Here is a 20,029-nt window from a genome sequence, read left to right as displayed (position 1 = left end):
GGTCACTTGGCGCCCAGCGCCTGCTGGAGGGCCTTGAGGTTGGCCTCCTGGACGGAGAAGTAGTCCTTGCCGCGGGACTTGGCGGTGATGCCCTCGATGGGGTCCAGCACGTCGGTCCTCAGACCGGCGTCGCCCGCGATGGTCTTCGCGGTCTTGTCGCTGACGAGCGTCTCGTAGAAGACGGTGGACACGCCGTCGGCCCTGGCCAGCTTCTCCAGGTCCCTGACCCGGGCGGCGCTGGGCTCGGACTCGGGGTCGAGGCCGTTGATGGCCTCCTCGGTCAGGCCGTAGCGCTCGGCGAGGTAGCCGAATGCGGCGTGGGTGGTGATGAAGGCCTTGGTCCTCGTGTGCGCGAGGCCGTCCTTGAACTGCTTGTCCAGGTCGTTCAGCCTCCGCACGAGGGCGGCGGTGTTCTTCTCGTAGTCGGCGGCGTGCCGGGGGTCGGCCTTCTCGAAGGCCTTGCCGACGCCCTCGGCGACCTGGGCGTAGCGCACCGGGTCGAGCCAGATGTGCGGGTCCTTGGCGCCGGACCCCTCGCCGGGGTGGGTGTCGTGGGCGGCCGCGTGCCCGCCGACCTCGTTGCCGTGCTCCTCCAGCGAGGTCAGGGAGGCCGCGTCGATCTTCGTCCTGACCGGGGACTGGGCCACCGCGTCGTCGACGGAGGGCTGGAGGTTCTTCAGGTACACGACCGCGTCGGAGTCCTGGAGCAGCGCGATCTGCTTGGGGCTGATCTCCAGGTCGTGGGGCTCCTGGCCGGGGGAGGTGAGACTGGTGACGTGGACGTGCCCGCCGCCGATCTGCTCGGCCAGGAAGGCCATGGGATAGAAGGACGCGACGACGTTCAGCCCGCCGGTGCTCGCCGCCTCCGCGTTGTCGCCGGAACAGGCGGTGAGGGTGCCGATCCCGAGGGCGGTGACCGCCGTGAGGGCGGCGGGTATGAGGCGTCGTCGTACGTTCATGACAGTCATTTTCAACAAATATGGAAACCGTTGTCAACAAGCCGGGTCAGAGGCCTGCGGCGGGCTCTTCCGGAGGGGGCCGATTTGGTCGTGGGGGATGCTGCGCCGGTACGCTGAATCATTCGCAAGCTGGAAGCTTCTCGCTTCAACGCCCGTCGTCGTAATCGTCATGAAGAGAGCACCGTGGCCGCCGACAAGATCGACACCATCGTCAGCCTGAGCAAGCGCCGTGGCTTCGTTTTCCCGTGCAGTGAGATCTACGGCGGACAGCGCGCCGCCTGGGACTACGGACCGCTGGGTGTCGAGCTCAAGGAGAACATCAAGCGCCAGTGGTGGCGCTACATGGTGACGTCGCGCGAGGACGTCGTCGGTATCGACTCGTCCGTCATCCTGGCCTCCGAGGTCTGGGTCGCCTCCGGTCACGTCGCCACCTTCACGGACCCGCTGACCGAGTGCACCGCCTGTCACAAGCGGTTCCGCGCCGATCACCTGGAAGAGGCGTACGAGGAGAAGAAGGGCCACGCCCCGGCGAACGGCCTCGCCGACATCAACTGCCCCAACTGCGGCAACAAGGGCCAGTTCACCGAGCCCAAGCAGTTCTCGGGTCTGCTGTCGACGCACCTCGGCCCGACCCAGGACTCCGGCTCGGTCGCGTACCTGCGCCCCGAGACCGCCCAGGGCATCTTCACCAACTTCGCCCAGGTGCAGACCACTTCGCGCCGCAAGCCGCCGTTCGGCATCGCCCAGATGGGCAAGTCGTTCCGCAACGAGATCACGCCGGGCAACTTCATCTTCCGCACCCGCGAGTTCGAGCAGATGGAGATGGAGTTCTTCGTCAAGCCGGGCGAGGACGAGAAGTGGCAGGAGTACTGGATGCAGCAGCGCTGGAACTGGTACACCGGCCTGGGTCTGCGTGAGGAGAACATGCGCTGGTACGAGCACCCGAAGGAGAAGCTCTCCCACTACTCCAAGCGCACCGCCGACATCGAGTACCGCTTCCAGTTCGGCGGCAGCGAGTGGGGCGAGCTGGAGGGTGTCGCCAACCGCACCGACTACGACCTCGGCGCCCACTCCAAGGCCTCCGGCCAGGACCTCTCCTACTTCGACCAGGAGGCCGGCGAGCGCTGGACGCCGTACGTCATCGAGCCGGCGGCCGGTGTCGGACGCACCATGCTGGCCTTCCTGCTCGACGCCTACGTCGAGGACGAGGCGCCGAACGCCAAGGGCAAGATGGAGAAGCGGACCGTGCTGCGGCTGGACCACCGCCTCGCCCCGGTGAAGGTGGCCGTCCTCCCGCTGTCCCGCAACCCCGAGCTGTCCCCGAAGGCCAAGGGCCTCGCCCAGGCGCTGCGGCAGAACTGGAACATCGAGTTCGACGACGCCGGCGCCATCGGCCGCCGCTACCGCCGCCAGGACGAGATCGGCACGCCGTACTGCGTCACCGTCGACTTCGACACGCTCGACGACAACGCCGTGACCGTGCGTGAGCGCGACTCCATGAAGCAGGAGCGCGTGTCGCTGGACCAGATCGAGGGCTACCTCGCGCAGCGCCTCATCGGCGCCTAGTCGTCGACCCGTAGCCCAAGCCGGGCGGACCGATCACATCGGGCCGCCCGGCTTTCGCATGTCCGCATCCCTGCGGCGACGCCTCTGACAGCTATGGAATGACAGATATTGAAATCTGTCAGCTGTCATGCGAAGGTGGGGGCATGACGATGCGAACCCGAAACCTCGGCACCACCGGTCCCGCCGTCTCCGCGGTCGGCCTCGGCTGCATGGGCATGTCCGCGCTCTATGGCGACGCCGACCGCGCGGAGTCCGTCGCGACCATCCACGCCGCCCTGGAGGCGGGCGTCACCCTGCTCGACACCGGCGACTTCTACGCCATGGGGCACAACGAGATGCTGATCGGCGAGGCTCTGCGCACCGCCCCGGCCTCCTCCCGCGAGAAGGCCCTGACCAGCGTGAAGTTCGGCGCGTTGCGCGACCCGGAGGGCAACTGGTCCGGCTACGACGGCCGCCCCGCCGCCGTGAGGAACTTCGCCGCCTACTCCCTGCAGCGCCTCGGCGTCGACCACATCGACGTCTACCGGATCGCCCGCCTCGACCCGGACGTGCCGATCGAGGAGACCGTGGGCGCCATCGCGGAACTGATCGAGAAGGGGTACGTCCGGCACGTCGGCCTGAGCGAGGTCGGCGCCGAGACCGTCCGCCGGGCCGCCGCCACCGCCCCGATCGCCGACCTCCAGATCGAGTACTCGCTGATCAGCCGGGGCATCGAGCGGGACATCCTGCCGACCACCCGCGAGCTGGGCATCGCGATCACGGCGTACGGCGTCCTCTCCCGCGGCCTGATCTCCGGCCACTTCTCCCGGGACCGGCAGCTGGCCCCGACCGACTTCCGCGCCCACTCGCCCCGCTTCCAGGGCGAGAACCTCCGGCACAACCTGGGCCTGGTCGAGGCCCTGCGCACGATCGCCGAGCAGAAGGGCGCGACGGTCGCCCAGACCGCCATCGCCTGGGTGCTCGCCCAGGGCGACGACATCGTGCCGCTGATCGGCGCCCGCACCCGCGAGCGGCTGGGCGAGTCCCTCGGCGCGCTGGACGTCACGCTGGACGCGGCCGACCTGGCGGCGATCGAGGAGGCCGTACCGGCGGACGCGGCGGCCGGCGACCGCTACCCGTCGGCACAGATGGCACACCTCGACAGCGAGCGCTGACCACGGCGCCGGGTACGGTCTAGGGCATGGCACCGCCCACCGAGACCCTGACCGCCGAACGCATCCTCGAAGCCACCGAGGAGGTGCTGCGCCGGCACGGCCCCGCCAAGGCCACCGTCGTCGACGTGGCCCGCGCGCTCGGGGTCAGCCACGGCAGTGTCTACCGCCACTTCCGCACCAAGGCGGCCCTGCGCGAGGCGGTCACCAAGCGCTGGCTGGACCGCACGTCGCTGCGGCTCGCCGGGATCGTGGACTGCGAGGACGGTCCCGAGGAGCGCCTGCGGGCCTGGCTCGCCGCGCTGTTCGACGCCAAGCGGCACAAGGCGGGCGACGACCCGGAGCTGTTCGCCACCTACACGGTGCTGGCCGGCGAGAACGTCACGGCGGTCGCCGAGCACATCGCCGACCTGACCGGCCAGTTGACCCGGATCATCGCGGCGGGCGCCGGTTCGGGCACCTTCCCGGTACCCGACCCGGCCGCCGCCGCCCGCGCCGTCTTCCACGCCACCGGCCGCTTCCACGACCCCTGTTACGCCCGGGAATGGACCCGCCCCGGCATCGACGAGGAGTTCACGGCGGTGGTCGACCTGCTGCTGCGCGGCCTGCGCAGCGGCTGAGCGGGCCGGGGCGTCGCCGGCCGCGGCACCGGACACCGTGGCGAACGCCAGTGGCCGGGCCGGGCATCCTGGGGATGTCCGACCCGGCCGCCGTCTGCCCGCGTCGTCAGCCAGGTCCCGCTGTGAGGTCAGCGGGCGAGGCTCCGTGCGGTGTTCCGGGTGAGGGGGTCAGTTCACGGTGACCGTGACGGCCGGCGAGAAGGCCTTGCCGGCCATGTTCGCGCTCGCGACGCGGAACGTGTCCGTGCCCTTGGTGGGGGGCTTGTAGCTGATCGCGTACGAGCTGCCCCTCTTCACCTTGCCGGTGGCGTGGACGGCAACCCACTTGCCGTTCTTCTCCTGCTGGAGCACCAGCGGGGAGCTGACCTTCAGGCCCGTGGTGCGGCCGGTGAAGACCACGGTGTGCCCGGCCTTGACCGTGGTCGGCCTGGCCGTGATGGTGAGCGAGGCCTTGGTCATGCTGGGGCTGGTCGTCGGCATGGGCTTGCCCGACAGGGACGGCGAGGGCTTGGGGCTCGGCTTCTCGTTCGCGGCGAACGCTCCGGCCGTACCGGCCGACAGCAGGGCGACGGACAGGGTGCCGGCGGCGAGCGCTCGGACGCAGCGACTCCGGGTGAAGCTCATGTGGGTCTCCTGTTTCGTGGGAGTTCCCCCCTGGCCACGAGCGAGCCTGGGGGCCTGCTCGCGACATCCAGGCTGGCCCGAGTGCGGCACGGCGGCATGTCGAACGACCACGGAGAGCTGTTGAAAGGTCGATCGATTCCGGCGAATCCGCAGGTGGAAGGGCGTTTCCGAGTGCGCCGACGTTACCTGTTTTTTACCGTTCGGAACTTCGCTCCGCGAGGGTGCGTCACGCAGGGTGACGTGTCTGCGCGCGAGTGGGAGCAGCGATACGGCTGGTGGCGAGGAGGCGGGCGAACCGCCGTGCCGTTTCGGTGGGTTGGGCCACGTGCACGAGTTCCGTGCGGTGGATGACACGGGGTTCCTCGACGGCGATCGCGACGGTGCCGGCGCAGGTGGCGCCCAGGGACAGCGGCAGGGCGGTGAGCCCGTGGCCTGCGGCGGCGAGGGCGGCGAGGCCGTGCAGGTCGGTGCCGCGGTGGTGGACCCGGGGACGGAAGCCGTCGGTACGGCAGACGGCGCGCAGTCGGTCGAGGGGGATGGCGGCGTCGGGGGCGTCGATCCACTGCGCCTGCGTGAGGTCGGTCAGCCGTACCGAGCGGCGCCGCGCCAGCGGATGGCCGTCGGGGAAGAGTACCGCCAGCGGTTGCTCGGCCACCGGGTGCGCCGTCGCCGGGCCCAGCTCGGGCAGCGGCAACGGGTCGCTGGGCGCGGCCACCCCGTCGACGAGGCCGACGTCGGCATGGGCCGTGAGGACGTCCTCGATCACCGATTCCCGGCTCAGCACGCGGACGTCCAGCCGCATGTCGCGGTAGTCGCCGTGCAGCCGGGCCAGCACCTCGGTGACGGTGGTGGTGAGGGCGGCCGGCGAACAGGCCAGGGTCAGCCGCGCGGTGTGCGTCTGGTGCAGGCGTGCGAGGTCGGCACGGGCGGCATCCAGGCGCAGCAGCAGCGCGGGGGCGTGCTCCATGAGCCGCGCGCCGGCCACGGTGGGCTCGACGGGCCGGCGGCCGACGAGCGGGGTGCCCAGATCGGCTTCGAGCGCCGCGATGTGCTGGGAGACGGCGGACTGCGTGTAGCCCAGGACGGCGGCGGCCTGGGAGAAGGAGCGGTGCTCCAGGACCGTCACGAAGGTGCGCAGCAGATGCGGGTTCATGTGCATCAGTATTTCTTATCCATACTCCATGGATCATCATTGGACCTGATGCACGCTGGTTGGCATGATCAGCCGCATGAACCACACGGCACGCATCGCCCTGGTCGGCGACCGCTCCGAGGCCATTCGCTCGCACGCCCGCGTCCCCGGTCTGCTGGAGGCCCTGCGCGTCCGGGACGGCCTGGATCTGGACGCCTACTGGGTCGGTACGCCGGACGCCGTCCAGGACATGGAGGGCTTCGACGCCATCTGGGTCCTGCCGGGCAGTCCCTACCGCAGTGAGGCGGGAGCCCTGGCCGCGATCCGTGCGGCGCGCGAGGGTGGGATCCCCTTCCTGGGCACCTGCGGCGGCTTCCAGCACGCCCTGCTGGAGTTCGCGCGCAACGTCTGCGGGCTGACCCGTGCGGCTCACGCCGAGAACGACCCGGCGGCCGCGGACCAGGACGCCGTGATCGTCAGGCTGGCCTGCTCGCTCGTCGGCCATGAGGGCATCGTCCGGGTCAGCCCCGACTCGCGGGCCGGCGCCCTGATCGGGGCCGACCGCGCCCAGGCGCGCTACCACTGCAACTACGCGCCCAATCCGGCGTACGCCGGCGTCCTGGGCGCGCACGGGCTGTCCTTCACCGGCACCGACGAGTCGGGCGAGGCCCGCATCGTCGAACTGCCCGGTCACCCCTTCTTCCTGGCCACCCTCTTCCAGCCCGAACTGGACGGCGACGGCACGCGCGCCCATCCGCTGATCACCGGCCTGGCCGAGGCCGCCGTCGAGCACGCCCGCGCGCGCTGAGCGCTTTTACCAAAAACCTTCTGAAGGGCCGTGGAATGCCTTCACCATGAGCTTTATGATCATCCAGTAATAACCGGGGGATTCCCGTGCCGAGGCGCGGGGATATAAGCGAAAGTAAAAACGAACATGGCACTGCAACTGGCGGGCACGGCGAATCACACAATTCTCGCCCGTCATCACCAGAATCGCCTCGATCAGGCGATCGTCGAAGCAAACTACCGCAGTCGGTTCCGTAACTGGGAACTTATATCCACGGTCCGGAACAGCCCGACAAGGGACCTGGGAGAAGACGGCGAACTGTTCTTTACCCCCGAACTCGTTCCCGTACTGACCCACCCGCTCCTCGAACAGGCCGAGCCGCACGTCCGTGAGGCCGTCCTGGTACATCGGCTCTACGAGTACCTGAAATTCACGATCGACCTCGAACAGAGCGCCGTCATCCCCGTCACCGGGCACATCAGCAGGGGTATGTCCGGGCTCGATCTGCCCGAGGGCATGCGCCGGGACGCTTTCCGGATCGTGACGGACGAGGCGTGGCACGCGCAGTTCACCTACGAGATCCTGCGCGACGTCCACGACCGCACACAGATCGCCCCCGCGCTTCCGGACGCGCCCACCTTCATGGGAGTACTGGAAAAGATCCACGAAGAACTTCCGAGTGAGATCCGAGGCCTGGACGAGATGCTGTTCGCCATTGTGAGCGAGACCCTCATCTCCTCCATTCTGGACGAACTGCCGAGTGACAAGCGGCTCCCCGAGGGCGTCCGTCTGATGGTCGAGGACCACGCACTCGACGAGGCCAAGCACCACACCTACTTCTCCACGCTGCTCCGCCATCTGTGGCCGGCGATGACCCGGAGGGAACGGGAGCTGGCGGGTCCCTTCATACCGCGTCTCATCTTCGCCTTCCTCGAACCGGACTACGCGAGCGCGGCACTGGGGCTGAGGGCCGCGGGCCTGGCCGGTCACGAGGTGGAACAGGTCATCAGCGACGTCTACGACCGCGAGACGGTCGTCGACTACGTGCGCCGCGGCGCCGCTCCCACCCTGCAGTACTTCCTCGAAGCGGGCGCCCTTGAGCACAGCGCCACGTTCGAGGCCTTCCAGGCATCGGGGCTGATCGCATGAACCAGGCGATCGTGTGTGCCGCGCGGGCACTGACCCCGACCGTCACCCAGTACTGGCTCACCGGCCCGGCCGACGGCCCCCGCCTGCCGCCCGCCGTGCCCGGCCAGCACGTCACGTTGTACGCGGGCGCGCGGACCAAGACGTACACCGTCGTGGCCGCCGACGACCAGGGCTACGAACTGGCCATACGCAACCGCAACCGGGGGCGCCGGGGCGATCTGCTCTCACCTCTGCTGTTCGTGGGGGCGTCGGTCACCGTCACCGGGCCCGGTGGCCACTTCACCGGCGCGCACACGGCGGACTTCACCCACTTCGTGGCCGGTGGCGTCGGGATCAATCCGGTCCTGGCGGTACTGGCCGCCGGGCGCCTGCGCGGCTGGCACCTGACCTACGTGGACCGCGGCGAGCAGGAGTTCCCGTTCCTGCGGCGGCTCCACGACCTGGCGCGGGAACAGGACGGCACCGTCGTCACGGTCGACACCGCGGCACAGGCACGCCCGGACTGGGACGACCTCGTCACGCGGATACCGGACGGAAGCGTCATCGGCCTGTGCGGACCGGCCGCGATGGTCCGCGAGGTGAGCGCCGCGGTGGACCGGGCGCCCGCGGCCCTGCACCTCGTCGTCGACGGGGCCGCGTCGGGAAGCGGCCAGGACCTGCCCGAGGTCGTCGAGGTGGAATGCGTCTCCTCCGGGGTGACCTTCCAGGCCGATCAAGAACGGTCGCTGCTCGACGAGCTGAACCGGAACGGCATCGCCGTGCCGTCCTCCTGCCGGCAGGGCATCTGCGGAACGTGCGAGATCGAGGTCCGCTCCGGCGACATCGAGCACCGCGACGAGGTGCTCACGGACGAGGAGAAGGCCGAGTCCGCGTACATGCTCCCGTGCGTCAGCAAGTCGGTCGGCAGGCGGCTCACCCTCAACGTCTGACCCGCAGAACGCTCCTGACGGCCCCTGACGGGCCGTCGACCCGACTGACTTCCGAAGGTCTTTTCGTGAACGAACTCGTTGCCGGCTATGCCGGCCGGATCGGATTCCCCGGTCCCTACCAGCCGACCGTCGAGTGCCTGAGGCACCTGCACGAGGCCCACCTGTACAACGTCCCCTTCGAGAACTTCAGCATGCACCGCAACGCGGAACGCGGCCTCTCCGAGGACGTCCTGCGCGAGGCGATCGTGGACCGTCGCCGAGGCGGCATCTGCTTCGAGACGGGGCGGTTGATGCAGCGGCTCCTCGACGCGTGCGGATTCGACTACGACATCCACCTGGCCAGCGTCGTCGGCACCCACCGGACACCGGCGACCCACCAGATCTTCGTGGTGACCGTCGACTCGCAGCGCTGGCTCTTCGACATCGGGTACGGCGCCCGCGGCCCCCGAGGGCTGATACCGCTGGCGGACGGGGCGGAAGCGCCCCACCCCGCGCTCTCCTCCAGGATCGCCCTCGACCGCCGGCCGGGCGCCCTGATCTGGACCGTGTCGATCAAGGAGCATGCCGTCGGCGCGACCGACTGGCAGGAGATCTACAGCTTCGTCGACGCCCCGGTCCAGGACCTTGACCTGGACATGGCGCACTTCTACACGACCGGGTCGCCGAACAGCGCCCTCAACCGGCACAAGGTGGCGAGCATCCCGACGCCGACCGGCAGAGTCAGCGTGCGCGACGGACACCTGACGATCGTGGCGGACGGAGACAGCTCCACGTCGGCCATCGAGGACGGCGCGACGCTGCAGGAAGCGCTGGAACGGCACTTCGGCCTCGCCGTCCCCCGGGCGGACATCGGATTCCAACCGGAGAGGTAGGCCCATGCTCTACATCACGGTCCCGGGCTGGACCAGTTCCGGCCCGGGCCACTGGCAGACGCGTCTCGAAGAGACCTACGAGGGTTTTCTCCGGGTCGTCCAGGACGACTGGGACAACGTCGAACGCGACCGGTGGGTCGCCAGGCTCGACGAGGCCGTACGCGGTGCCCGCGAAGAGGTCTTCCTCATCGGGCACAGCTGCGGATCGGTGACGATCGCCCAATGGGCCGCCGCCACCCGCCACGACCACCGGGTCGTCGGAGCGCTGCTGGTCGCGCCGGCCGACGTCGAGGCCGACAGCGCGCCACCCGCCATCCGGGCCCAGGCGCCGCTTCCCGCGGTCCGGCTGGGCACCAGGACCCACGTGGTGATCTCCGACAACGACCCGTTTCTCCCTCTCGACCGGGGCCTGACGCTGGCCGAGCGGTGGGGCGCCGGCGTCGAGGTGATCCCGGGGGGCGGGCACTTCGCCACGGCGGACGGTTTCGGCACGTGGGACTACGCGACCACATTGATCGAGCGGCACTCCGCGACCGTCCTCGCACATAAAAAAGGATTCGAAACCCATGCGCAGTAGGCTCTCGGCGGTGCCGCGGCCCGTTTACTACTATCTCGCCGCCTCGTTCTTCATGGGGCTGGCCAACGCCATCTTCGACGTGGTGTTCAACTTCTACCTCGCGCAGCGCGGCATCGACGAGGCCGCCGCGGGTGTCATCTACGCGATCGCGACCGGGGCGATGGCCGTCGCGGTGGTCCCCCTGCTCCTCCTGCGGCGCAAGGTCTCCCAGCGCGCCCTCCTCATCGGCGCGTCCGCGGTCTACGCCCTGCCGTTCGCCGCGCTGCCGTTCGTGGCTTCCGTCGTCACCGCGTCCATCGTGCTGAGCCTGATCCTGTCCGGCATGCTCGGCCTGCTCTCGGTGGGCAACTCGATCGCCGGCTCCCAGGTGCCGGAGAGTTCCCGTACACGCCTGTTCAGCACGTTCTTCATCTGCTACCTGGGCGCCGGTGCGGCCGGCTCCGCGCTGGTGTCCGCGGTCAGCGGCTCGCTCCACACCAGCGACCTGCAGAAGTACCGCTTCCTGCTGCTGCTGTCCTTCCTGGCGGCCTGCGTCATGTTCTGCCTGCGTATCCCGTCGGCACGGCGGACCACGACCGAGGCCGCGGCGGTCTCGGCCAAGGAGGAGATCAGCGTCGGGGAGAAGCGCAACTTCGCCGCCCTCTTCGTGGCGTCGGGCTTCCTCGGCGCGTCGGTGGCACTGGTGTTCCGCTTCGCCAACGTCCTCTTCTCGCAGGCCTACCGCCTGCCCGTGTCCGACATCTCGCTGATCCTGGGCAGCGACAAGATCGTCAGCATCTTCGGCGCGATCTTCGCCCCCCTCGTGGTCCGGCGCTTCTCCCTGCGCCCCAGCATCGTCGTGTTCGGCACCCTGGTGTTCGTCGGCCTCGTCGTGCAGTCGCTGACCGTCCCGCTCGTCGTCTTCGTCGCCCTCTACCTGCTGCGACTGCTGTTCAACTACTGCCTGATGCCGCTGCTGGACACCATCGCCATGACCGGCTTCGCCTCGTCGCGGCAGCTGGTCTCGATCAGCCTGCGCCAGTCCTCCTTCTACCTGGGCGGAGCCGTCTCGGCCGCCGTCTACGGCGAGCTGCTCAACGGAGGGCACTGGCAGGCGGCCCTGTGGGTCTCGGCGGCCTGCGCCGTCGTCGGGGCGCTGGCGATGACCCTCGTGCGCACGGCGGACACCCGCCGGCAGCACACCGTCGAGGAGAAGGTGCTGGAAGATGCCTGACCCCACGCTCGGCAACGACAGCGGCACGAACGACAGCCGCACGAACGACAGCGGTATCGAGAAAGGCGACCTGATGGCACAGACGCTCGTCGTCGTGGCTCCGTTCTCCAGCGGCCTGGTCTTCGCGCGCCGCGCCAAGGAGTTGTACGGCCTGGACTCCGTGGCCGTGCTGACACCGGACATGGCACCGCTGGCCCCGCTCAACACGGCCTACTCGCCGGACGACTACATCGGCGAAGTGCGCTTCTCCACCGCGGCGGAGACGGCCCGGCGGATCGAGCGCCTCTGCGGCGGCCGGCCGGCCTTCGTCATCTGCGGTTCCGAGCCGGGGGTGGAGGAGTTCGACGCCCTCGTCGCGCACTGGGGCATGCGGGGGAACTCCGGGGCTCCCGAGGCGCGCCGGGACAAGTTCCTGATGCAGGGGCGCCTGCGTGACGCCGGTGTCCGGTACATCCCGCACCACAAGGCGTCCGACACCGAATCCGTCGTGCGGTGGTGTGCCGGCAGCGGACTGGCCGGCTACGTCGTGAAGCCGCTGAAGTCCTTCGCCACCGACGGGGTGTTCTTCTGCTCCGACCTGGACGAGGTGCGCGCGGCCTGCGAGCGGTTGTTCGGACGGACCGACCTCGCCGGACACGTCATCACGGAAGTCCTGGTACAGGAGCGCGTCCACGGCCCGGAGTTCGTGGTCGATTCCGTCTCCCTCGACGGGTCGCACTTCGTCGTCGACATGTTCCGCTACAGCAAGGAGACCGTCGACGGCAACCCGATGTACCGCTCGATGTCGGCGGTCGACATCGGCGACCACCCCGACATCGTGGCCTACGTGGAACGGGCCCTGTCCGCGCTCGGCATCGACAACGGGCCGGCCCACACCGAGCTGATCCTCGCCGAGGACGGACCGGTTCTCATCGAGACCGGCGCCCGTATGCACGGCGGACTGGGCCCGCGGCTGGTGGAGGAGTCGTCCACGCACTCGCTGATCGACCTGACCCTGGCGTCCCGGATCGCGCCGGACGACTACCGGCGCCGGACCGGGGTGCGGCCGTCGCTGCGGCAGGGGATCGTGGAGTGCTTCCTCTCCGCGCCGCAGACCGGCACGCTCACGGCGAACCGGGTCCGCGAGATGAGCCGGAAGCTCGACAGCTACCTCTTCGACACCTGCGATCAGGCTCCGGGCGACCGCATCGAGCGGACCATCGACCTGATCACGTCGTACGGCCGGGTCGTCCTGGCCAACGCCGACCACGGGGCTCTGGCGCGCGACGTGGAGCGCGTCCTCGACCTGGACCGGTGCGGCGCCTTCATCGACGTCGTTCCCGATGCGTCCCGGCTCGTGACCGTCTGATCACCGGCGCCGTGCGGGACCGGATCGGGCGGCGGGCGACGGTCGCCCGGTGACGACAACGCCGCAGATGGGCGTGCCAGGCCCCGCGGCGCCGGGATGATCCGAACGCCGCCCCTAGGAGGCGTTCACCGGCTGGCGGATCTCCGGTGACCGCAGGGCCTTCGCCGTGCGGGCCGCCGTCGCGTGGGCCCAGCGGCCGCTGGTCAGCAGGCCGAGGACGAGGACGGCCAGGCCGCAGGCCGTGAGGATCCACCAGCCGGGGCGGGCCGCCGGGACGAAGGCCTGGTGGTACGAGGACGTGCCGATGCCGGAGGCCAGGACGGAGCCGACCACCGCGACGCCGAGCGTCTGGCCCAGCTGCCTGCTCGTGGAGGCGACCGCGGCGGCGACTCCGGCCTGGGCGCGCGGCATACCGGACACGGCCGTGTTGGTGATCGGCGCGTTGACGAAACCGAAGCCGATGCCGAACAGGGCGTAGCAGAGCAGGCGGGTGGCGTTCGAGGTCTCCGCGTCGAAGGTGGCGAAAAGGACGCCGCTCGCCGTCATCGCCGTACCGGCGATCAGCAGCGGCAGCCGGGGGCCGCGGCTGCCGACCAGGCGGCCGGAGAGCGGCGCGCACAGGAAGGTGGGCGCCGCCATCGGCAGCATCCACAGGCCCGCGTGCAGGGCGTCCAGGCCGCGCACGTTCTGCAGGTACAGCGTCGACAGGAACAGGAAGCCGCCGAGCGACGCGAACGCGCTGATCGCGATCACCGTGGCCCCGCTGAACGGGGCCGAGCGGAAGAAGCGCAGGTCGATGAGGGGTTCGTCGCGGCGCGGTTCGTACCACAGGAGGGCCAGCAGGGCCACGACGGCGACGGCCGCGAAGGGGGCCACCACGGCCGCGCCGGCGTCCGGCGCCTCGATGATGGCGTACGTCAGCGCACCGAACAGGGCGATGACGAGGACCTGGCCGACCGGGTCGGGGCGGCGGGCCTTCGGCGCGCGGGACTCGGGGACGAAGCGGAGGGTGAGCAGCAGGGCGGCGAGACCGACCGGGAGGTTGATCCAGAAGATCGCGCGCCAGCTCACCGACTGCACCAGCAGGCCGCCGACCAGCGGGCCGGCGGCCATGGAGATGCCGACCACCGCGCCCCACACGCCGATCGCGCGGGCGCGCTCACGGGCGTCGGTGAAGGTGTTGGTGATGATCGACATGGCGACCGGGTTGAGCATGGAGCCGCCGACGGCCTGCACCATGCGGAACACGATCAGCAGCGAGAGGTTCGGCGCCACCGAGCAGAGCACGGAGCCGAGGGTGAACACGGTCAGGCCGACCATGAAGACCTTCTTGCGGCCGATGCGGTCGGCCGTCGAGCCCGCGAGCATCAGCAGGGCGGCGAGTACCAGCGTGTAGGCGTCGATGGTCCACTGCAGACCGGAGGTCGAGGCGTTCAGGTCGCGCTGCATGGCGGGCAGTGCCACGTTCAGCACGGTGTTGTCGAGACTCACGATGAGCAGGCTCATGCAGCAGATCGCGAGCACGAGCAGACGTCGGCGAGGGCTCAGCTCGGGCATGGGTTCCATCGTACGCCTGTTTCGATAGTGCGTCTAACTAATGACTGTTACATGATCTCCGCCCGCGGCAGCCGCAGACCGAGCCACCCGAGCCCCAGCAGCCCCGCCGCCTGCACCGCCAGCACCACCGCCAGTGCCCGGCGCATCCCGAGTCCCGGCACGAGGGACAGGAACAGCGAGCCGAGCGTCGCCACCCCCACGGCCAGGCACGACTGCTGGAGCGTGGCCGCGAGGCCGCTGCCCGCGCCCGCCAGCCGCGCCGGGACCGCCGCCAGCAGGATCCGGTAGTAGAGCGGGAGCTGAAGACCCTGGCCGATGCCGCACAGGGCCAGGCCGGGGCCGAGCAGCAGCGGGCTCAGACGCGGCCAGGGGCCCAGCAGCGCGGTCGCCGTCACGGTCGCCAGTCCCGCGATGTGCACGACGGCCGCGAGGGCCACCGCCCGCCCGCCCAACCGCCGCACCGCGCGCGGTGCCAGCATCGACGCCGCGAACTGCGCCACACCCATCGGCACCAGCGTCAGCCCCGCCGTCAACGCCCCGTACCCCAGGCCCTGCTGCAGGGTCACCGCGATCACGAACATCCAGCCCGCGAAGCCCACGAACACCGGCATGCCCAGCAGCAGACCCCGCCGCACCTCGGGGGAGGCCAGGAGGGACGGCGGCAGCAGGGGGCTCCCGCCGTCCCGCTCGGCCCGGCGCTCCACGGCGCGGAAGGCGGCCGCCGGCAGCGGCACGGCGACCAGCAGCAGGACCGACCACAGCGGCCAGCCCGTCGCCCGGCCCTCGGTCAGCGGCAGCAGCAGCGCGGTCAGCGTGGCCGCCAGCAGCGCCGTGCCCGCGAGGTCCGCGCGCGCCGCGCGCTCCGCCCGGCTGTCCGGCACCGCCCGCACCGCGCAGACCAGCGCCGCTGCGGCCACCGGCACGTTCACCAGGAACACCGCACGCCAGCCGGTGCCCGCCAGGTCGGCCGCCACCAGCACCCCGCCCAGCACCTGCCCGAGCACGACGGACACCCCGCCGACCGAGCCGTACAGGGCGACCGCGCGGGCCCGCCGCTCGCCGGACGTCGTCGCGTGCAGCGTGGCCAGCACCTGCGGCAGCAGCGCGGCCGACGCGGCACCCTGTGCCACCCGTGCCGCCACCAGCCACCAGGCGCCCGGCGCGAGCCCGCAGGCCAGCGAGGTCAGCCCGAACCCGGTCACCCCCCACAGGAACATCCGCCGCCGGCCGAAGGCGTCCCCGAGCCGGCCGCCGAGCACCAGCAGCACCGCGTACGCCACCGCGTAGCCGGCCACCACCATCTCCAGCGTGGCCGGGGGAGCGTGCAGATCGTGCTCGATCGTCGGCAGGGCGACGTTCACGATGAAGAAGTCGATCATCGGCAGCGCGGTCCCGAGCAGCAGGGTGAACAGGCCCAGGGGCGTGAGCGCGCGGGGCGCCGCCGTCACGGGCGAAGAGGTCGTCGTCGTGGTCACGCCCCGACTGTGCGCCCGGCGCCCAGCGGGGTACCAGGCGGTGCTCATCCAGGTACCGGCACCACCTGGCACCGGGCTGGGCGCGCACGGCACCCTGGTACGCATGACCATCGCAGCGCCGGAACACGACGTCAGGGAGCAGCGGCCGAGGGAACAGCACGTACGGCGCCGGGAACTGGCCGCCTTCCTGCGCAGCCGCCGCGAGCGCATCACCCCGGAGCAGGTCGGCCTGCCGCGCGGCCCGCGCCGCCGCACCCCCGGCCTGCGCCGCGAGGAGGTCGCCCAGCTCTCCGCGGTCGGTGTGACCTGGTACACCTGGATCGAGCAGGGCCGCGCCGCCCACGTCTCCGCCCAGGTGCTGGACGCCGTCGCCCGCGCGCTGCTCATGGACCCCACCGAGCGCGCCCACCTCTTCGCCCTCGCCGGCACCGCCGACCCGCGCACCGAGGCCGAGTGCACGGTCGCCGCCGCCTCGGCGATCAAGGTCGTCGAGCGGCTCGCGCCCTACCCGGCCGCCCTGCAGAACGCCCGCTACGACATCCTCCACGCCAACCGCCCCTTCGCCCAGGTCTTCGGCGACCCCGCCGAACTGCCGCGCGCCGACCGCAACTGCCTGTGGCTGCTGACCACCAGCGAGCGCTGGAAGCGGGACTTCCTCGACCGCGACGAGATGCTGCGCGACCTGATCGCGAAGTACCGGGCGGCCATGGCCGAGCACGTGGCCGAGCCGGCGTGGAAGGAGCGGCTGGAACGGCTGCTGGCGGTGTCCGGGGAGTTCCGCGAACTGTGGGAGCGGCACGAGGTCGCGCCGATGTCCCCGCACGTCAAGCGCTACCGGCACCCGGTGGTCGGCCTGATCCGGCTGGAGCACCGCAACATGTGGCTGGCCCCGCAGGCACCGGCCCAGCGGGTGGTCGCGTACGTCCCCGCCGACGAGGAGAGCGAGGAGCGGCTCCAGCGGCTGGCGGAGCTGCCGGACGGGGAACGGGCGCGGTGAGGGACAATGGATCCTTGTCCGTCGCCCCCACCGCCGTATCCGCCGTCCGTCCGCCCCGGAGCCGTCTGATGTCCCACCCGCTGTCCATCGGCCCGCACGCCGTGACACCGCCCGTCGTGCTCGCACCCATGGCCGGGATCACCAACGCGCCCTTCCGCACGCTGTGCCGAGAGTTCAGCGGCGGCAAGGGGCTCTTCGTCAGCGAGATGATCACGACCCGGGCGCTGGTCGAGCGCAACGAGAAGACCATGCAGCTGATCCGGTTCGACGCGAGCGAGCAGCCGCGCTCGATCCAGCTGTACGGCGTCGACCCGGCCACCGTCGGCAAGGCCGTCCGCATGATCGCGGAGGAGGACCTGGCCGACCACATCGACCTGAACTTCGGCTGCCCGGTCCCCAAGGTGACCCGCAAGGGCGGCGGCTCGGCCCTGCCCTACAAGCGGAACCTGCTGCGGGCGATCCTGCGGGAGGCCGTCAGCGGGGCCGGCGACCTGCCCGTGACGATGAAGATGCGCAAGGGCATCGACGACGACCACATCACCTACCTCGACGCCGGCCGCATCGCCGTCGAGGAGGGCGTGACGGCGATCGCCCTGCACGGCCGCACCGCCGCCCAGCACTACGGCGGCACCGCGGACTGGGAGGCCATCGCCCGCCTCAAGGAGCACGTGCCGGAGATCCCCGTCCTCGGCAACGGCGACATCTGGTCCGCCGAGGACGCGCTGCGGATGGTCCGCGAGACCGGCTGCGATGGTGTCGTGGTCGGCCGCGGCTGCCTGGGCCGGCCGTGGCTGTTCGCGGACCTGGTGGCGGCGTTCGAGGGGCGTACGTCCTTCGCGCGGCCGACACTGCGCGAGGTGGCCGACGTCATGGTGCGTCACGCCAGCCTGCTCGGGGAGTGGCTCGGTGACGAGTCCAAGGGCGTGGTCGACTTCCGCAAGCACGTCGCCTGGTACCTGAAGGGCTTCGCGGTCGGCTCCGAGATGCGAAAGCGGCTCGCGATCACCTCGTCGCTGGCCGAACTGCGGGCCGGACTGGACGAGTTGGACCTCGCCCAGCCGTGGCCCGCGGGAGCGGACGGGCCCCGCGGCCGTACGTCCGGCAACAACCGGGTGGTGCTGCCGGACGGGTGGCTGAAGGACCCGTACGACTGCGCGGGCGTGGGCGAGGACGCCGAACTCGACACCTCCGGGGGCTGAACCCGGCGGGAGCCGTCAGTTCTCCTTCGGGTGCGGCGTCGAGCCGAACGCCGTCAGGAAGCGGTCGCGGAAGGCGCTCATCTTCCACACCGGAGCGGTGTGCGCGGGGCGCAGACCGTCCGTCCAGCCCCAGCTCGCGACCGCGTCCAGCACCTTCGGGTCCTTGGCGACGATCGAGACCGGCACGTCACGGCTGGCGTGGTTGCCGCTGGCGTGGGCGTTCGGCTGGTGGTCGCCGAGGAAGACCAGCACGGTGTCCTTCGTGCCGTACCGCTCCAGCCACTGCGTCAGGGCCGTCACCGTGTACTGCACGGACTTGCCGTACTCCTCCTTGGTGTGCGTGTCGTCGGTGAGCGTGTAGGAGGAGGGGTGGCCCGCCTTCTCGATGGAGTCGAAGACGGAGCCGTCGCCCAGCCGGTCCCACGGGACCATCGTGGGGATCGGCGCCCAGGGCGTGTGGCTGGAGGTCAGGATGAGCAACGACATCCGCGACTTGCCGTCGGCGGGCTTCTTGCTGTGCACCCGGTTCTGGAACTGCTGGAGCGTGTACTGGTCCGGCATGGTCGACCAGCTGAAGCTGGGCCCCTTGTAGCCGAGTTCGAAGGCGTTGTAGACCTTGTCGAGGCCGTACCACTTCTGCTCCGGCCACGCCTTCTGCACGCCCGGCATCACCCCGACCGTGTCGAAGTCGCCGGTCTTCCTGAACGCCTCCGTCAGGCTCAGGTGGTCGCTCGCCATGACCGTGCGGTAGCGCTGCTGGTTGCTGATCCACAGGCCCGACATGGTGGTGGAGTGGCCGAGCCAGCTGCTGCCGCCGTACGTCGCCGACGTCAGCCAGCCGCTCTTCGCGTGGAAGCCCGCCGCGGCCAGCGCCTTGGTGCGGGCGTCGAGGGTCGCGTCGACACCGGGGGCCATGACCGGGTCCTCGACGGCGCTGCGGCCGTAGCTCTCGATGAAGGTGAAGACCATGTCCTTGCCGCGCAGCGCGGGGACCAGCTGGCTGCCCGGGGTGTTGCCGAAGGCGTCGACCCTCGCCACCTTCCGGAAGTCCGCCTCGTCCCTGAGCGTGTCCGAGATCCGGTGGGCCTGGTCCTTCAGGGCGTTCGCGGCGCTGTAGGCGGCGAGCGGCACGCCGGACATCTGCAGGCCCAGCGAGGAGCAGGTGATCCAGACGACCCCGGCGGCCAGCGTGCCCCGGGTCGCGGTCTCGGGGTGCCGGGCGAGCAGATTGCCCAGCCGGATCACCGACAGCGCCAGCAGCGCGAAGAGCAGCAGCACGAGGACGATCACACCGGCCACGGCGGCGAGGGTGGCCGTACGGCCGTAGGAGTCCTCCAGATACGACTCCGCGTCGCCGAACAGGCTCCAGTCGAGCACGACGTTGAAGCCACGGCCGAGATACTGGTTGAAGCCCATGTCGAGCACGTTCAGCACGGTCATCGCGGCGAGCGCCACCCCGGACACGGCGGCCAGTGCCATCCGCGGCCGGCGCGGCAGCGCGATCAGCACGGCCGCCCCGATCACCGCCTCCGCGGGTATCCGCAGGAAGTCCGAAGTGTCCAGCCGATCCACGGAGTTGGGCATCACCAGCGCGACGACGACGAGCACGGCGGCCAGCACGGTGACGGTGACGGAGAGCGCCTGGGCGGCCTCCGGATGCGCCGACCGCCACCGCCGTGCCCACGCCGGCACCGCGACCCAGGGCCGGGGGAAGGACCGGGACGCGAGCACGGGCGCGGGGCTCTCCTCGTCGGCACCCTCGACCGTGCTCGCTGCCTGCCGCGTACTCATGTCCTGAGACAACCCGAAGGTCCTTCCGTGCGAGACCTGTGACGCCGTCTCGTACGGCCCGCCGAGGACCCCTGTTCAGAGCA

The 20,029-nt window shown here is 70.6% G+C and carries 18 protein-coding genes; 12 read left to right on the top strand and 6 right to left on the bottom strand.

The features are described from left to right. Positions 1 to 2: 2 nt before the first annotated feature. Positions 3 to 959 carry a metal ABC transporter substrate-binding protein gene (locus ACZ60X_RS03640; protein WP_469592799.1) on the bottom strand — a complete coding sequence of 319 codons (957 nt, stop codon included), beginning with the start codon at positions 957 to 959 and terminating at the stop codon, positions 3 to 5. 183 nt (positions 960 to 1,142) lie between these two features. Here ACZ60X_RS03640 and ACZ60X_RS03635 point away from each other — a divergent pair, with 183 nt between their 5' ends. The 3 genes from ACZ60X_RS03635 to ACZ60X_RS03625 all read left to right on the top strand — a co-directional run bounded on the left by ACZ60X_RS03635 (position 1,143) and on the right by ACZ60X_RS03625 (position 4,296). Continuing rightward, positions 1,143 to 2,525, top strand: coding sequence for a glycine--tRNA ligase (locus tag ACZ60X_RS03635; protein ID WP_469592796.1), 1,383 nt, complete (start codon positions 1,143 to 1,145; stop codon positions 2,523 to 2,525). Positions 2,526 to 2,668: 143 nt separating this feature from the next. Next, positions 2,669 to 3,679 (top strand): aldo/keto reductase, encoded by a 1,011-nt coding sequence (locus tag ACZ60X_RS03630; RefSeq protein WP_469592794.1) that lies wholly within the window; start codon positions 2,669 to 2,671, stop codon positions 3,677 to 3,679. Between the two features lie 26 nt (positions 3,680 to 3,705). Further along, positions 3,706 to 4,296 carry a TetR/AcrR family transcriptional regulator gene (locus ACZ60X_RS03625; RefSeq protein WP_469592792.1) on the top strand — a complete coding sequence of 197 codons (591 nt, stop codon included), beginning with the start codon at positions 3,706 to 3,708 and terminating at the stop codon, positions 4,294 to 4,296. Between the two features lie 168 nt (positions 4,297 to 4,464). Here the strand turns inward: ACZ60X_RS03625 and ACZ60X_RS03620 are convergent, their stop codons facing one another. Both ACZ60X_RS03620 and ACZ60X_RS03615 read right to left on the bottom strand, forming a co-directional pair. Beyond that, on the bottom strand, positions 4,465 to 4,920 hold the full coding sequence (locus tag ACZ60X_RS03620) for a hypothetical protein (protein WP_469592789.1): 456 nt from the start codon (positions 4,918 to 4,920) through the stop codon (positions 4,465 to 4,467). Between the two features lie 226 nt (positions 4,921 to 5,146). Then, entirely contained in the window at positions 5,147 to 6,073 is a 927-nt protein-coding gene (locus ACZ60X_RS03615; RefSeq protein ID WP_469592787.1) for a LysR family transcriptional regulator, read from the bottom strand. A 76-nt stretch (positions 6,074 to 6,149) separates the two neighbouring features. Here ACZ60X_RS03615 and ACZ60X_RS03610 point away from each other — a divergent pair, with 76 nt between their 5' ends. From ACZ60X_RS03610 to ACZ60X_RS03580, 7 genes are all read left to right on the top strand, one after another. Continuing rightward, positions 6,150 to 6,860: a CTP synthase C-terminal region-related (seleno)protein gene (locus tag ACZ60X_RS03610; protein ID WP_469592785.1), complete on the top strand. Its 711-nt coding sequence runs from the start codon at positions 6,150 to 6,152 to the stop codon at positions 6,858 to 6,860. A gap of 126 nt (positions 6,861 to 6,986) precedes the next feature. Next, positions 6,987 to 7,988 carry a diiron oxygenase gene (locus ACZ60X_RS03605; RefSeq protein WP_469592783.1) on the top strand — a complete coding sequence of 334 codons (1,002 nt, stop codon included), beginning with the start codon at positions 6,987 to 6,989 and terminating at the stop codon, positions 7,986 to 7,988. Further along, a complete protein-coding gene (locus tag ACZ60X_RS03600) occupies positions 7,985 to 8,917 on the top strand; it encodes a 2Fe-2S iron-sulfur cluster-binding protein (RefSeq protein ID WP_469592781.1) in 933 nt (310 codons plus the stop codon). Before ACZ60X_RS03605 ends, ACZ60X_RS03600 begins: the two co-directional genes overlap by 4 nt. A 65-nt stretch (positions 8,918 to 8,982) precedes the next feature. Next, positions 8,983 to 9,789: an arylamine N-acetyltransferase family protein gene (locus tag ACZ60X_RS03595; protein WP_469592779.1), complete on the top strand. Its 807-nt coding sequence runs from the start codon at positions 8,983 to 8,985 to the stop codon at positions 9,787 to 9,789. Between the two features lie 4 nt (positions 9,790 to 9,793). After that, complete coding sequence (locus ACZ60X_RS03590; protein WP_469592777.1) at positions 9,794 to 10,366, top strand: RBBP9/YdeN family alpha/beta hydrolase; 573 nt, start codon at positions 9,794 to 9,796, stop codon at positions 10,364 to 10,366. Further along, positions 10,356 to 11,579 carry an MFS transporter gene (locus tag ACZ60X_RS03585; protein WP_469592774.1) on the top strand — a complete coding sequence of 408 codons (1,224 nt, stop codon included), beginning with the start codon at positions 10,356 to 10,358 and terminating at the stop codon, positions 11,577 to 11,579. The genes ACZ60X_RS03590 and ACZ60X_RS03585 overlap by 11 nt, the downstream gene beginning before the upstream one ends. Beyond that, a complete protein-coding gene (locus ACZ60X_RS03580; RefSeq protein ID WP_469592772.1) occupies positions 11,572 to 12,927 on the top strand; it encodes an ATP-grasp domain-containing protein in 1,356 nt (451 codons plus the stop codon). The genes ACZ60X_RS03585 and ACZ60X_RS03580 overlap by 8 nt, the downstream gene beginning before the upstream one ends. 114 nt (positions 12,928 to 13,041) lie before the next feature. Here ACZ60X_RS03580 and ACZ60X_RS03575 read toward each other — a convergent pair whose 3' ends face one another. After that, complete coding sequence (locus tag ACZ60X_RS03575; protein WP_469592770.1) at positions 13,042 to 14,484, bottom strand: MFS transporter; 1,443 nt, start codon at positions 14,482 to 14,484, stop codon at positions 13,042 to 13,044. A 47-nt stretch (positions 14,485 to 14,531) separates the two neighbouring features. Then, the gene (locus ACZ60X_RS03570; RefSeq protein WP_469592768.1) at positions 14,532 to 15,959 is read right to left on the bottom strand and encodes an MFS transporter; all 1,428 of its coding nucleotides are present in this window, start codon (positions 15,957 to 15,959) and stop codon (positions 14,532 to 14,534) included. A gap of 103 nt (positions 15,960 to 16,062) precedes the next feature. Here ACZ60X_RS03570 and ACZ60X_RS03565 point away from each other — a divergent pair, with 103 nt between their 5' ends. Both ACZ60X_RS03565 and dusB read left to right on the top strand, forming a co-directional pair. Beyond that, on the top strand, positions 16,063 to 16,956 hold the full coding sequence (locus tag ACZ60X_RS03565; RefSeq protein ID WP_469592766.1) for a helix-turn-helix transcriptional regulator: 894 nt from the start codon (positions 16,063 to 16,065) through the stop codon (positions 16,954 to 16,956). A 68-nt stretch (positions 16,957 to 17,024) separates the two neighbouring features. Beyond that, complete coding sequence (gene dusB / locus ACZ60X_RS03560) at positions 17,025 to 18,155, top strand: tRNA dihydrouridine synthase DusB (RefSeq protein ID WP_469592764.1); 1,131 nt, start codon at positions 17,025 to 17,027, stop codon at positions 18,153 to 18,155. Between the two features lie 15 nt (positions 18,156 to 18,170). Here dusB and ACZ60X_RS03555 read toward each other — a convergent pair whose 3' ends face one another. Further along, positions 18,171 to 19,946: an alkaline phosphatase family protein gene (locus ACZ60X_RS03555; protein ID WP_469592762.1), complete on the bottom strand. Its 1,776-nt coding sequence runs from the start codon at positions 19,944 to 19,946 to the stop codon at positions 18,171 to 18,173. Positions 19,947 to 20,029: the final 83 nt, after the last annotated feature.

It is taken from the genome of Streptomyces sp. NPDC104106 (genome assembly GCF_055584345.1).
This window is presented reverse-complemented; position numbering and strand designations above follow the sequence as displayed.

Coding starts and splice junctions, on each gene's coding strand:
- ACZ60X_RS03640 (WP_469592799.1), bottom strand. CDS start 959: ATGAACGTACGACGACGCCTCATACCCGCCGCCCTCACGGCGGTCACC.
- ACZ60X_RS03630 (WP_469592794.1), top strand. CDS start 2,669: ATGACGATGCGAACCCGAAACCTCGGCACCACCGGTCCCGCCGTCTCC.
- ACZ60X_RS03625 (WP_469592792.1), top strand. CDS start 3,706: ATGGCACCGCCCACCGAGACCCTGACCGCCGAACGCATCCTCGAAGCC.
- ACZ60X_RS03620 (WP_469592789.1), bottom strand. CDS start 4,920: ATGAGCTTCACCCGGAGTCGCTGCGTCCGAGCGCTCGCCGCCGGCACC.
- ACZ60X_RS03615 (WP_469592787.1), bottom strand. CDS start 6,073: ATGAACCCGCATCTGCTGCGCACCTTCGTGACGGTCCTGGAGCACCGC.
- ACZ60X_RS03610 (WP_469592785.1), top strand. CDS start 6,150: ATGAACCACACGGCACGCATCGCCCTGGTCGGCGACCGCTCCGAGGCC.
- ACZ60X_RS03605 (WP_469592783.1), top strand. CDS start 6,987: ATGGCACTGCAACTGGCGGGCACGGCGAATCACACAATTCTCGCCCGT.
- ACZ60X_RS03600 (WP_469592781.1), top strand. CDS start 7,985: ATGAACCAGGCGATCGTGTGTGCCGCGCGGGCACTGACCCCGACCGTC.
- ACZ60X_RS03590 (WP_469592777.1), top strand. CDS start 9,794: ATGCTCTACATCACGGTCCCGGGCTGGACCAGTTCCGGCCCGGGCCAC.
- ACZ60X_RS03585 (WP_469592774.1), top strand. CDS start 10,356: ATGCGCAGTAGGCTCTCGGCGGTGCCGCGGCCCGTTTACTACTATCTC.
- ACZ60X_RS03580 (WP_469592772.1), top strand. CDS start 11,572: ATGCCTGACCCCACGCTCGGCAACGACAGCGGCACGAACGACAGCCGC.
- ACZ60X_RS03575 (WP_469592770.1), bottom strand. CDS start 14,484: ATGCCCGAGCTGAGCCCTCGCCGACGTCTGCTCGTGCTCGCGATCTGC.
- ACZ60X_RS03565 (WP_469592766.1), top strand. CDS start 16,063: ATGACCATCGCAGCGCCGGAACACGACGTCAGGGAGCAGCGGCCGAGG.
- dusB (WP_469592764.1), top strand. CDS start 17,025: ATGTCCCACCCGCTGTCCATCGGCCCGCACGCCGTGACACCGCCCGTC.
- ACZ60X_RS03555 (WP_469592762.1), bottom strand. CDS start 19,946: ATGAGTACGCGGCAGGCAGCGAGCACGGTCGAGGGTGCCGACGAGGAG.